This is a genomic window from Nocardia nova NBRC 15556 (assembly GCF_001613005.1).
GTDB lineage: Bacteria > Actinomycetota > Actinomycetes > Mycobacteriales > Mycobacteriaceae > Nocardia > Nocardia nova.
Window position 1 is genome coordinate 36666 of record NZ_BDBN01000024.1, and the last position, 12876, is coordinate 49541.

The 12876-nt window shown below is 68.3% G+C and carries 13 protein-coding genes; 2 read left to right on the plus strand and 11 right to left on the minus strand.

Annotation, left to right across the window (positions count from 1 at the left end; all coding sequences use genetic code 11):
- Positions 1-92: 92 nt before the first annotated feature.
- The 5 genes from NN2_RS10940 to NN2_RS10960 all read right to left on the minus strand — a co-directional run bounded on the left by NN2_RS10940 (position 93) and on the right by NN2_RS10960 (position 4720).
- Complete coding sequence (locus NN2_RS10940) at positions 93-1385, minus strand: RNA polymerase sigma factor (RefSeq protein ID WP_063012779.1); 1293 nt, start codon at positions 1383-1385, stop codon at positions 93-95.
- A 4-nt stretch (positions 1386-1389) separates the two neighbouring features.
- Positions 1390-1746 carry a YciI family protein gene (locus NN2_RS10945; RefSeq protein WP_063012902.1) on the minus strand — a complete coding sequence of 119 codons (357 nt, stop codon included), beginning with the start codon at positions 1744-1746 and terminating at the stop codon, positions 1390-1392.
- Between the two features lie 14 nt (positions 1747-1760).
- Positions 1761-2330: a dihydrofolate reductase family protein gene (locus NN2_RS10950; protein WP_063012781.1), complete on the minus strand. Its 570-nt coding sequence runs from the start codon at positions 2328-2330 to the stop codon at positions 1761-1763.
- 92 nt (positions 2331-2422) lie between these two features.
- Positions 2423-3262, minus strand: a complete 840-nt coding sequence (locus tag NN2_RS10955) for an SAM-dependent methyltransferase (protein ID WP_063012783.1) — start codon at positions 3260-3262, stop codon at positions 2423-2425.
- Between the two features lie 111 nt (positions 3263-3373).
- The gene (locus NN2_RS10960) at positions 3374-4720 is read right to left on the minus strand and encodes a family 1 glycosylhydrolase (RefSeq protein ID WP_063012785.1); all 1347 of its coding nucleotides are present in this window, start codon (positions 4718-4720) and stop codon (positions 3374-3376) included.
- Between the two features lie 293 nt (positions 4721-5013).
- Between NN2_RS10960 and mug the strand changes: the two genes are divergently transcribed.
- Positions 5014-5577: a G/U mismatch-specific DNA glycosylase gene (gene mug / locus NN2_RS10965; protein ID WP_063012904.1), complete on the plus strand. Its 564-nt coding sequence runs from the start codon at positions 5014-5016 to the stop codon at positions 5575-5577.
- Between the two features lie 56 nt (positions 5578-5633).
- On the opposite strand, the gene NN2_RS10970 is transcribed toward mug, so the two are convergent.
- The 4 genes from NN2_RS10970 to NN2_RS10985 form a co-directional block, all read right to left on the minus strand.
- Positions 5634-6863 (minus strand): vWA domain-containing protein, encoded by a 1230-nt coding sequence (locus NN2_RS10970; protein WP_063012787.1) that lies wholly within the window; start codon positions 6861-6863, stop codon positions 5634-5636.
- Entirely contained in the window at positions 6860-8098 is a 1239-nt protein-coding gene (locus NN2_RS10975) for an AAA family ATPase (RefSeq protein WP_063012789.1), read from the minus strand. Before NN2_RS10975 ends, NN2_RS10970 begins: the two co-directional genes overlap by 4 nt.
- Before the next feature lie 50 nt (positions 8099-8148).
- Positions 8149-9522 (minus strand): hypothetical protein, encoded by a 1374-nt coding sequence (locus tag NN2_RS10980; RefSeq protein ID WP_342751558.1) that lies wholly within the window; start codon positions 9520-9522, stop codon positions 8149-8151.
- Between the two features lie 92 nt (positions 9523-9614).
- Positions 9615-10130, minus strand: a complete 516-nt coding sequence (locus NN2_RS10985) for a GtrA family protein (RefSeq protein WP_063012790.1) — start codon at positions 10128-10130, stop codon at positions 9615-9617.
- A 146-nt stretch (positions 10131-10276) separates the two neighbouring features.
- Between NN2_RS10985 and NN2_RS10990 the strand changes: the two genes are divergently transcribed.
- Entirely contained in the window at positions 10277-11593 is a 1317-nt protein-coding gene (locus NN2_RS10990) for an MATE family efflux transporter (protein ID WP_082856896.1), read from the plus strand.
- Here the strand turns inward: NN2_RS10990 and NN2_RS10995 are convergent.
- Both NN2_RS10995 and NN2_RS11000 read right to left on the minus strand, forming a co-directional pair.
- On the minus strand, positions 11580-11933 hold the full coding sequence (locus NN2_RS10995; RefSeq protein ID WP_063012794.1) for a hypothetical protein: 354 nt from the start codon (positions 11931-11933) through the stop codon (positions 11580-11582). The two genes, NN2_RS10990 and NN2_RS10995, sit on opposite strands and share 14 nt — an antisense overlap.
- Positions 11934-12218: 285 nt before the next feature.
- Positions 12219-12812 (minus strand): DUF4291 domain-containing protein, encoded by a 594-nt coding sequence (locus NN2_RS11000; RefSeq protein ID WP_063012796.1) that lies wholly within the window; start codon positions 12810-12812, stop codon positions 12219-12221.
- Between the last annotated feature and the right edge of the window lie 64 nt (positions 12813-12876).

Genomic DNA, 12876 nt, shown 5'->3' on the forward strand with positions numbered 1-12876 from the left:
TGCCTCCGGAGAACTCACCTCGCCACCTTGACAACGCGTATCGACGCGGTGGCGACGCCGCCGGAAATCGAAGGCGCCCGGCGACACTCGACCTAATTCAGGCGGGCGGCACGGTCGCGCAACAACGCCTGTTCGGCGGCGTTGGCGGTGAGTGCGGCGGCGCGCAAATAGGCGGCGCGGGCATCGGCCGGGCGGTCCAGCTGCGAGAGGAAGTGGGCGCGCACGGCGTGAAGCAGATGGTAGGAGTCGAGTGTGCCGGTCGCGGCCACCGCGTCGACGAGGTCGAGACCCGCGGCGGGACCGTGCACCATGGCCACCGCGACGGCGCGGTTCACCTCGACGACAGGCGACGGAAAGCGTTCGGCGAGAACGGCGTACAGGCCGGCGATGCGCCGCCAGTCGGTGTCCTCGGAGGTGGCGGCCATGGCGTGCGCGGCGGCGATGGCGCCCTGCAGGGCGTAGCGGCCGGGCGGAACACCACGACGCACGGCCAGGTTGTGGGCCCGGCCGAGGGCGGCGAAACCGCGGCGGATGGAGAGCTGATCCCAGCGGCTGCGGTCCTGATCGGGCAGCAGCACAAGCTGTTTCGTCGCGTCGCTGCGCGCGCCGGTCCGGGAGGCCTGCAATTCCACGAGTGCGGCGAGGCCGAATGCTTCCGGCTCCCGGGGCATCAGCCCGGTGAGGATGCGCGCCAATCGCAATGCGTCGTCGCACAGTTCGGCGCGCACCCAGTTGTCGCCGGAGGTGGCGGCGTACCCCTCGTTGAAGATCAGATAGATGACCTCGAGCACGGATTCCAGCCGGTCGGCCAGCTGCGGACCCGCCGGAACCTCGTAGGGCAGCTTCTTCTCGGCGATGGTGCGTTTGGCTCGTACGATCCGTTGTGCCACCGTCGTTTCCGGCACGAGATACGCGCGGGCGATCTCCTCGGTGGTCAGGCCGCCGACCATGCGCAGCGTCAATGCCACCCGAGCCGGCTGCGACAACGCGGGATGACATGCGGTGAACACCATGCGCAGCAGGTCGTCATCGATGTCGTTCGGTTGCTCGCCGGTCTGTTCGGTGAGCAGGTCGTGTCCGAGCATCGGCAGTTTGCGGGCGAAGGTGGCGTCACGCCGGATCCGGTCGATGGCGCGGTGTTTCGCGGTGAGCATCAGCCAGCCGCCCGGGTTCGGCGGAACCCCCTCGCGCGGCCACTGTTCCAGGGCCGCCAGATGTGCGTCCTGGGCGAATTCCTCGGCGGTGGCGATATCACCGACCAGCCGGGTGAGTCCGGCCACGAGTTTCGGCCATTCGATGCGCCACGCCGCCTCGACGGCCCGAGCCGCCGGTGAGCGGCCGTCGGCACCATCGTGCGGGCGGCCACTCACCTCGGGTAAGGACATAACGTCAAGCCTGGTCGTCGAGCTGACGGATCTCCAGTTCGATATCCCATTCCGGCCCGTGCAACCGCAGGAAGCGCGAACCCCACTCCACGGCTTCGTCCTGCGAGCGGGTCTGCACGAGGCAGTATCCGCCGATGACCTCCTTGGACTCGCTGAACGGGCCGTCGAGCACGCTCTGCTTGCCACCGGTCTGGCGAACCCGCACGCCCTCCTCGACCGGTCGCAGTCCCGCCGTGTCGAGCAGGACGCCGGCCTTGGTCATCTCCTCGAGCAGTTTGCCCATATTCTCGGCCATCGCGGGATCCGGCCCCTGCGTCGGCGCGGCCGTGGGATCGAGACGGATCAGCATCAGATAGCGCATGTCCGCATCCTTCCTCATCGCACCTGGTAGCGCAGATACACCGCGCCCGAACCGAAAGCCTTCGACTCCAGCAGGTCGAGATCCAGTTTCGCCTTGTCGTGAAACACCGGCGTGCCGGAACCGAGCGTGACCGGATGGACGACGATGCGGAACTCGTCGACCAGACCCATATCGATGAACGAATGCACCAGCTTGGGACTGGCGTAGATCGCGATCACGCCGCCGTCCTCACGCTTCAGCGCCTCGATCTGCGCGGCGAGGTCGCTGCTGATCAGCCGGGTGTTGTTCCATTCGGCCGACTCCAGCGTGGTGGAGCAGACGATCTTGTCCACGGCGTTGACCCATTCGGCGTGCCTGCGTTCGGCCGGCGAACTCTCGGCATTCGGATGCTGCGACCAGTATCCGAACATCCCCAGATAGGTCTCCCGGCCGTAGACCGCGGTGTCGAAGTCGGCCTGAATGTGTTCGGCATACGCCTGCAATTCGTCGTCGTAGGCGCGGAAGGTGAACTCGAATCCCAGGTTCTCGCCGGAGGAGGCGTAACCGTCCAGCGTCATGTGCTCGAAAGCCACCACTGTGCGCATGCTTGTGTCCTTCCAGGGGTGGGCTGCCTCTCAGCCCCTCACCTACCCCTCGAACGGGACACCCCTGGAATCGACATCATCGGAAAAAATCTTTACCGCTTGCGGCCGACCGCGGCATATCCGGCGGCCGGAGGCGCGGTCGCACCGGTGTCGAGCGTGCTCACATCGTCGGGCAGTGCGGGAGCCACCCCGCCGGCGTGCCAGTCGTCGATCGCCACGATGCCGGGCTCGATCACATCCATGTCGCGAAAGAAGCGCGCGACCCCGTCGTAGGACCGAGCTTCCATCTCGATCCCGCTCTGCCGATAGGCCGCGACCGTCCCCTCGACCATGTCCGGGGCGAAATCGGGGCTCAGGTGTGTCATCACCAGAAACGATCCAGGGGCCAGCGGTGCCAGCAGGGTGTCGATGATGTCGTACACCTCGTCTCCCGGCACGAAGTGACACAGCGCTATCAGACTCAGCGCCACCGGCCTCGAAAAGTCGAGTGTCGCTTCCACTTCGGGTGCGGACAGAATCCTTCCCGGATCGTGCACATCCGCCTCGACGTATCGGGTGACCCCCTCCGGAGTCCCGGTCAGCAGTGCCCGCGCGTGGGCCAGCACGATCGGGTCGTTGTCGACGTACACCACGCGCGCATCGGGTGCGGCCTCCTGGGCGACCTGGTGCAGGTTCGGCTCGGTCGGGATTCCGGTGCCGATGTCGAGAAACTGGCGAACGCCGAGGTCGGCACTCAGGTGCCGGACCGCGCGCGCCATGAACGCCCTGTTACCCCGCGCGACCGCCCGCACCGACGGGATGGCCTGCTCGATCGCTGCCGCCGCTACCCGGTCGGCTTCGTAGTTGTCACGTCCGCCGAGGTAGTAGTCGTATATGCGGGCACTGTGCGCCCGATCCTGTCCGAGATCCACCACACCGCCGTCGTCGGCCACGGCCCGCTCCTCTCCACTTGTGTTGTCGCAGAGGAGTTAACCACTGCGGGCCACCGTCACACCACGGCATCGATGACATCAGTGGAGCGGCCCGGATGACTTCCGGAATGGCTACGGCCCCGCGACCGGGCTGAGGCAGCTGGCCGGGGGGTCGACGAAGATGCAGAGGGCCGGGGCTCGGGTGGGGCGGTAGTCGGCGGGGACGCCGCCCGCGGCGACGATCTGCGCGTAGGTGCCGACGGCGTCGGTCGGACGGCGAGTGAGCGACGGATCGGTGCGGACGTCGACGGTGTAGAGGCCGAAACGGGGTGTGTAGCTGCCCCATTCGTAGTTGTCGGTGAGGCTCCAGTAGTTGTAGCCCATCACGTTCATACCGTCGGCCTTGGCGCGCTGCAGCCAGTAGACGGTGTCGCGGAGGTGGTCGCTGCGGGTGTAGCCGTCGCCGCGGGGCACGCCGTTCTCGGTGGGCATGCCGTTCTCGACGATATACAGCGGCTTGCCCGGGAAACGTCGCGAATAGTGTTGCAGCGCATAGTAGATACCCTCGGTGCGCAGCGGCATCTGCCAGATGCGCGGGCCGGGCAGGGGCGGCATCGCGGAACCGGTGGCCCGTCCGATCGCGCTGTACAGCGACTGCGCCGGGTCGAATCCGAAGTAGTAGTCGACGCCCACGTAGTCGAGCCGGGCGCCGATCCGGTCGACCAACTCGCCGTTGACCTGATCCTCCGCACCCGCGACATATCCGACGTTGGCGGTGACCTGAGCTCCGGGCTGCTTCTGATGGATGTAGTCGTAGCTGGCGTTGTGCACGTCGACGACCCCGGTCAGCATCGTGTTGGCATCGGCGCCGCCCTCGCGCACCTCGTTCTGAATGTAGGCGACCGGTTCGTTCACGGTGACCCACAACGGGTTCCGCGAGGAGTAGCGATCGACGACGGCGCGCATGTTGGCCAGCCAGTCCCCCACCATGCCCGGATTGCGCCAGCCGCCCCGGTCCGCCTCCCAGCCCGGATACACCCAGTGGTCGAGGGTGATCATCGGCCGCATCCCGGCGCGCACGATGCTGTCGACGACCGAATCGTAGAAGCGAAACGCGTTGTCGTCCCACTTCCCGGGCGTGGGCTGCAACCGCGCCCATTCGATCCCGACCCGGAACACGCGCATGCCCATATCGGCGGCCAGGCGGATGTCGGAGTCGTAGCGATCGACGAAGTCGACCGAATCCTGCAGTGGTTCGTAGCCGGGATTGCGAGCGATATAGCGAGTCCAGTTGCTGTCCGGCGCATGTCCTTCGGACTGGAAACCGGAACTCGACACGCCCCACAGGAAACCGGGGTCGAGCGACGACAGCGCCGCCGCCCGCATCGGTGGGCCGGCGAGGGCCGGAGTGCCGCTCAGCAACACCGCCGCAACAGCGACGAACACGGCCGAGACATTGCGCAGAAACCGGGATCGCATCAAGCCAGGGTAACGAATACAGTCCGTCCGCGCTGGTGATCGGTCACCACTACGTCACCGTCACAATGGGTTCCGCCGGCGCACCAGCGACCCGCGAGCATCGCGACGGCTCGCGGCCGCACCGCATCGGAGGACGGTCAGCCGCCCAGCTCCGGCCTGGTCAGATCGTTTTCTCCCGCAGTCGGTCCGCGACCCACGTGTCGATCTCCCGGAGCGCGGCGGCGGCCATGCCGGTGGAGCGAGCCCGCGACCACCGTGTCCGGGTGCCGCACCCGTTCCGGCAGACTGGGCGGATGGCACATTCCGCCGCGTACCGCCCCACGCCGGCGGACCTCGCCGCCGCGAAGGACCGGACCATTCCCGATCTGGTGGCACCCGGCCTGCGGGTGCTGTTCTGCGGTATCAATCCGGGACTGTGGTCGGGCGCGACCGGCCACCATTTCGCTCGCCCCGGAAACCGCTTCTGGCCCGCGCTGTTCCGCTCCGGCTTCACACCACGCCTGTTCCGCCCCGACGAGCAGGAAGAACTGCTCGCACTGGGGCTGGGCATCACCAATGTCGCCGCACGAACGACGGCGAAGGCCGACGAACTCACAGCGGAGGAGCTGCGCGAGGGCGGTCGCGCGCTTGCCGAGCGAGTCCGGCACTACCGCCCACGCGTCCTGGCCGTCCTCGGCCTGGGCGCCTACCGCACCGCATTCGGCCGGCCGCGAACCACCGTCGGACGCCAACCCGAAACCCTCGGCACCACCGCGATCTGGGTGCTACCCAACCCGAGCGGCCTCAACGCCCACTACACCCTCGACGCCCTGGCAGCCGAATTCCGCACACTGCGGGAGGCGATGGAAACCGGCTGACGTCGGTATGTCGCTGCCACCGCGGTTGACCACGGCGACACCGGCCGATGCCGCTGTCACCCGATTCGAACGACCCGTGCCCAGTCGGGCGGCCGCGCCGGAACGTAATCCGGATCGGCCTCGTTCCACGACCGCTGTCGTCCCAGCAAGCCCACGACCGTCCGGCACGCGGGCCGGGCCGCGGGCCACGGTGTGTGACCGTCGGTCAGGACAACGATCACGTCCGGACGGACCTGCGCGCGTAGCGCTTCGGCGAAACCCGCGCGCAGATCCGTGCCGCCGCCACCGACCAGCTCGATGCCGTCCGCTCGGCACAGGGGTTGCGCGATCCGAGCCGCGGCGTCGCAGGACAGGACCCGGACGAGATCGCGGCGACCGCCCACGGCACGGAAGATCGCCAGCGTTTCCACCAGGGCGCTACCCAGTTCCGCGTCGCTCACCGACCCCGAGGTGTCGATCACCACGCTGACCCGCGGCGGGGTGTGCCGCAGGCTCGGTAGCACCACGCCGGGCACTGCGGTTGATCGCCGAGCCGGCCGGCCATAGGTGTAGTCGTCGCCGGCACCGGACGCGGAGACCGCGGAGCGGATGGCGCCGCGCAGCAGGTCCCGCCACGGCTGCGGTGGATGCAACGCCTCCTCCGCCCAGCGCCGCCACCCCCGGGGCGCGTTACCCGGATGACCGTCGATGCCCTGGGCCACGCGGAACCGGACCGCCTCGCGTTCCTGATCGCTGAGGCCGTTCGCACCGTCCGGCCCGTACTCCCATGCGCGGTCCAGTCCGTCGGCACCGCTGCCGCAATCCAGCCACGCCATGTCCTGGGTGTGTGGTCCCAAGCGGAATTGACGCAGATAGTCCTCCATGAGTTCACCGCTGCGCAGTCCCAGACTTGCCGGTACGACAGCGCCTTCCGGCTCGATCAACCCGTCACCGAAGGCATCGTCGTTGATCTCGGCGTCCGCTGCGATATTCATTCGCAGCCGTTCCGCCGGACCGGTCAGATTGTGCTCACGAGCGAATCGGTCACTGCGCCCGTGATGGTCGCGCAGCAGATGCGAAACCTCGTGTACCAGAATCGAAGCCAGCTCCTCCACGGCCGTGCGGCCGACGAACACCGGCGATACGTAGCACCGCCAGTACCGGTCCACACCCATCGTCGGCACCGCGGGCGACTCGACGATGTGCAACGCGTACAGGGCGGTGGCCAGATAGGGGCGAGCCCGCGCGGCCAGCAGGCGGGCGGCGCCGAGCTTCTCGAAATCCACCGTCGTGGCCCCCGCGGTCATCGTCTCGCCTGCGCGGCAACGCGTTCCGCGGCGCGGTCCGCCTGTCGGGACACCGACACCGTTCCGGCGAGGTGCTCGATCGATGCCGGGACCTCCCACTGCTCGCGGCGCAGTGTGGCAAGGGTGGTTGCGGGAACGACCACCAGATCCGGCGCTCCGGTCTCGACGGCCTTCGCCAACAGCGCCCAGGCCGCGTCCCAGCGCGACTTCTCCGGCTGCCGGCGGACCGCCGCCACCACGGCGTCGAGCACGGCTTGGCGCAGATCACCGCGTTCCGGCAGGTCAGCGGTGTCCGGACAGGCGAGTAACTGCTCCGGGTCGGGAAGTTCCATCCGGTCGATGCTGGTCAGTAGTTCGAATCCGGGGCCGTCACCGACGGTGCCCCGGACCAGCATGGACACCACATCCCGGCCGACGCCGGCCGCGGTCGCGAAGGCGATCAGTCGCAGGGTCATATCCCAGCTGCGCGGCGACGGCCAGGCGCCGCCCCGTCGTGCTTCACCGCTGGGCATGCGATGCACCAACGCGGGCCGGGCAGCGAGCAGCCCGCACACCGCGCGTCGAGCGAAGGCCACTGCCTCCGGGAACTTTTCGGGGTCCAGCGTGGGCAGATCCGCGCGGGGCCAGACTCCGCCCAAGCCGCGCACCACGACATCGGGGTCGTGAGTCCAGGTGAGGTGGACGAATCGGTTGGCCAGCGGCGGGCTCAATTCCCAGCCGTCCGCGGCCGACGAGCGCGGGTTGGCGGCAGCGACGACGCGGACACCGGCCGGCAGCCGCAACGCACCGATCCGGCGTTCCAGGACGAGCCGCAACAGCGCCGCCTGCACCGCGGGCGGTGCGGTCGACAGTTCGTCCAGGAACAGCAAACCCCGACCGGCGCGCACGAGCCGTACCGCCCAATCCGGCGGAGCCAGCGGCACACCGTGTGCCGCGGGATCCTCTCCGACGACGGGCAGGCCCGAAAAATCGGACGGTTCGTGCACACTCGCGATCACGGTGGTCAGCGGAAGGTCCAAGGTTTCGGAGAGTTGGGTCAGGGCCGCGGTCTTCCCGATTCCGGGTTCGCCCCACAGGAGCACCGGAAGGTCGGCGGCCACGGCCACGGTCAGGGCCTCCAGTTGGATATCGGAGCGCGGCTCGGTGGTCGCCTCGTTGAGCAGAGTCAGCAGTTCTCCGGCGGCGTCGAGCCGGGCGGCGGCGGCTCGTGCCGTGGTCGGAACAGGTGTGGTCATCGTGAATCACCCTCGGTTTCAGAAGAATCGGGCACATGCGCGGTGCGCGGTCAGCGCGACGTCGCATGGCGGGGATGTGTGCGGTGGGAGGGCGTGCGTCGTTTCGCCGGCGGGAAGGCCTCAGAGGAATCGGACAGCCCGGTGCGGAATTGCCGGTACGTGCTTTCCCGCTGTGCGGCCGCCTCCAGTTCGTCTCGCAACGCTCCCGGACGCAACAGCGCCGCGGTTCCGAGCAGGTTTTCGACGACGGCCAACGCTCCGGCGATATCTCCGTGACGCAACCGATCCCGGACACCGGCAAGGCAATCCGGCCGGCGGTGCGCCAGATCGATCGCTTGCAGGCAGGGCAGCGGTGTCCCGGACAGTGCGACGAGCAGTTCTTCGCGGCGGATCTCGGCGGGGCTGTGATCGAGCGCGGTCAGCTCGCCGTCCACCAGTGCGATGCGGTGCTGCTCTCCCCGGCACTGCACCAGATGCGGATGATCGTGCCGTTCTGCCTCGAACGGCGTTGCGGCCGAGCAGAACTCAGGCACGATCGCCGAAGCGACCAGCGGATGCAGGCGATCGGCCGTGATCGCACCGGCGCGCAGCAATGCCAGATCGGGAAGCACCCAGGTCGCCGCGTACGGCAGGATCGGAAGCGTGGGTACCGCGCCCTGCGCGTATCCCGGCGCGACCCGCAGCGCGGGAGGATCCCCTTCGTACTCGAGGATCACCCGATGTCGTGCGCCGAATCGCACCAGCACCGGTCCGCGCCGATATCCGTCGGCGCACAGCAGTAACTCCGCCTCGGCCGCCCACAGGTCGACAGCACTCCCGGGCGGGGCGTGCTTCGCGACCGCACTCTCCGTGCGGCTTACTTCGGCTGTTTCCCCTGCGCCGCACCGTGTTCCGAGTTCGTCGGTGCGGCGCGCGTCCCAGAGGTGACGGTGCAGGTCGAATCGGAAACAGCGGTTGGGTCGGGGATGCGGATGCGAGCCGATCCCGCGGTCCGGACAGGATTCGTCCCACAGCGCCAGGCTCATACGTTGTCCGGAGTCCGCCCAGGCCGGCGGCGTGCGGACGACGAGATGCACGAAACTGGCTCTACGACATCGCTTTCTGCGCTCTCCGGTGTCGTATCGAGCCAGAGTCGTCGTGAGGCCCGGCCGTAACACGCCGTCGGAAGCGACCCTCGGCATATGCCAGCGCAGTAGATCCGGCGCCAGATGCCGCAGATCGCCCAGTACTCGGGCGGCAAGTTCGCTGCCGTGGGTATGTGCCAGTGCGCGCGGATCGACATCGACATCGACCCCCGCCGCGGCACACGCTCCGGCCCAGTCCCCGGCACGGCGCCGGGTGGTCGCGGTCTCGATCATGGAGGGCGGCACGGCGAACTCGCGTATCCGCAGCCACAGGGGAATTCGGGAATCGTTCCCGTTCACGGTCACAGGGTGCATCAGCACTCACCTGGCGCGAACGAGACCCCCAATCCTGTTTCGAAATGAGTCATCATCACGGCCGATGATACCGCCTTTCAGAACACGAAGCCACGCAGTGCCAGGAACCGCATACCGCCGACCGCACCGGTGACGGCGAGGACGGCGCTCGCCTGGGCGAGGTCGGCGAGGCCGGGGGCCCAGAACCGGAGGCCGGCGAGCGCTGCGGTGCTGATAATCACGCCGACGAGCGCGAGGCCGCCGCCTTCCCACTGCGCGGTGAACCAGCCGACGCGTCCGGTCGCCCGGAAGGTGAGCCGGCGGTGCATTTCGTTCGCGATCGCCGTACTGACCAGCGAGCCCGCGATATTCGCGACCAGCGGGCCGACCCCGCTCATGAGCAGGAACAGCACGGCGTAGGCGATATTGGCGGCGCCACCGACCAGGGCGAAGCGGATCAACTGGGCGACGGCGTGATCACCTCGCAGATATCGCCGGCCGCGATCGAGCCACTGCGGAAGTCGGCCACCGAGGGGCCCATCGAAACGCCCGGCGAGGGTCGTGTCCCACACGGCATTCCGCGCTCCGCAGGTGGCAACTGCTCCGCTGTTCATGAGAAGACTGTCTTCCACGCCGCTGTCACCGGACTGACGCCGCGCTGACACGATGCTTACACCGGATTCCACTCGGGTAGCCCGGCGCGGGCTGATTCGCCTGTACCACCGCAAAGCTCTGCGCGAGAACCTATTAGAGTCTCTCCATGGGGCGGCACGCGCGAGTTGCGCGACTCGGCCAGGTAGCCGAACTGGCGGGGCCCGTCGTGCTGACTTCCGCGACGACGCTGGTGCTGGGCGTGACCGATACCGCGCTCCTGGGCCACCATTCGATCGAAGCGCTCGGCGTCGCCACATCGGTGCTGCCGATATGGATCTTCTGCACCGCGGTGGTGGTGCCGTGGGGATCGGCGACGCAGATACTCGTCGCCCGCCGGCACGGCGCCGGTGACTCCGATGCGATCCGGAACGTGACGTCGACCGGCTTGTCCGGCGCAGCCGCGGTCGGCGTGGCGGTCGCGATGGTCGCGGCGGCGTCCGCGCCGGTGATCGTGGCGGTGACCGCGCCGGCGGGCCTGGATCGCCGCGAAGCAACGGTCATGTTGTGGATTCTGTTGTGCGGGTTGCCGTTCACGGCCGTCACCGCACATGTGCGCGGTGTGCTCGCCGGAATCGGTGATACGAGAAGCGGCGCCCAGGTGGCGGTGGCGGTGGCCGTGCTGAATGTGATGGTGTCGGCGATCCTGATCTTCGCCGCGGGGTGGGGACCGACGGGTTCCGCGATCGGTTCCACTCTCGCCGTCGCGGCCGGCACAGTCGCTCTGCTCCCGCGCGTTCGCCGGGCCACCGGGCTCGCGGTCGTCTGGGCCAGGGCAGATCGCACGGTATGGCACGCGGTGACCGCGCTCGCCGTGCCGGATGTCGTACTCGGAGTAGTCGGCTACGGGAGCGATGCAGTCATCGCGGCGGTGGTGGCCGAAGCGGGGACGGTGAGCCTGGCCGCGCACCGGGTGATGAGCCTGGCGATCTCGACGGTGTGGATGCTCGTGTTCGGAATCGGCGTCGCGACAGCGGTTTTGGCGGGACAGTGCCTCGGCGCCGGTGACGATCGGGAGCGCCACGCCGTCGTGCGAGCCGGCGCGGCGCTGATGGTCGGCGCCTCGAGTGCGGTCGCGCTGCTGGTCACCGCGCTGTCGCCCGTGTTGTTCCGGCTCGTCTCAGGCGACGCCGCGGTCAGTGCGACCGCTCGCGGGGTGGTGTGGTCGTTGCCGGTACTGGCGCCGATCATGTCGATCGGCATGGTCTACGCCGCTCAGCTACGCGCGGCCGGGAACACGAAAGCGGTGATGTCCGCGTCCGTGTTCTCGGTCGTCTGCGTCACCCTGCCCGCCGTGTGGATATCGGCCGCCGTGCTGCACTGGGGGCTCACCGGTGTCTACCTCGGGATCGTGGCCGGCTGGATCGCTCGGGGCGCGGCCACACACCGGCGCCGGCGCGCAGGAGCGGGCCCTACCCCAGCTTGAAGACATTCGCCTTTCCGGAGACCACGGTGTCCTGCGGATCCACCAACGCCACCCGGACCTGCACCGTCTGGCCCTGCTGCAATTGCGCGGGCGACCCGTCGGGCCCGGTCAGCACGACGACGGTGCTCTGCGCTTGCCCGTCGCACGTGACCTGCGGTTGCGTACCCATCGCGGACGGTGCGTCGGCGTTGGGATCACCCACCATGACCTTGACGGCGGATGCGCCGGAGTTGGCATCACAGGTGTAGTCGACCCCCACGTTCGCAGGTCCCACACCTTTGATGTCGATCGTATTGGCGGCGAGCGCCGGAGCGGCCGTCGAGACAGCGGCCCACCCCATCGCTGCCAGAGCGCTGACGAAAAGAGCTGAGCTTCGGTAGTTCCGGCCGGTCATCATCGATCTCGTCCTCCTGGCTTGTCGTACGAACGGTGATACCGAATCGTTGGAACGCCGGTTTCGGACCTCTCGCGGGCCGGCGGACGCGATGACAGGCCCGCACGTACCCGCCGACACCAGTATCGAGCCGTGGTGTGGATACCCGGAAGCACAGCTTCAAACTCGCTCCACAGAGTCGTGTCCACCGACGCTCGAGGCGTGGGACCACCTGCGGATGCGAGTCCGCGGTCACGAACGAAGGTGTGCCAGCAGTTCGTCCGCGGCCGGGTACGGGTCCTCATGGGGCAGTAGTCGGGCAGCAGAGTCGAGGTCGCCATCTCTGACCAGCTCGTGAATCTCGTGGGCCAGTGGAGTCATGTCGCTGATGGCGACTGTCCACTCGTCCGCGTAGCGCCGTACGGCTTCACCGCAGAGCCCGAGTTGCAGCGAGCGGTACGGAAGGGGTCGCAGATGCAGATCCCGCTCGGGATCCCACTGGACGCGGGCGGGCGCGCGCTTGAGCCGGCGTTGCCAGGTGCTGCGGTCGGAATGCAGCCCGGGCTTGTAGCTCGACAGGCACGCATGGCGCAGTGCCCATTCGAAACCGCTGCGTGAGATCTCCACGGCAAGGATGGTCTCTTGATCCGGCTTCGTGCCCCATCCGCAGCGGTACATCATCCACAGGAACGACGGCTTGATCCACGTCATCCGGTCCCGGTTCCATGCCGCGGGGAAGGCGCCGTCGCGGATGGCGGGCCTGCCGATGTCCGGGGAGTATGCCTGGTAGACCGTGACGGTGGATGCCGTATGGAGCGCGCGGATCCCGTGTTGTGGTTCTTCCATGTTGTAGAGCGTGACGCCGAACGACTCGGTCGGCGAGCGAATTTCCGACCCCGTCGAATCATTC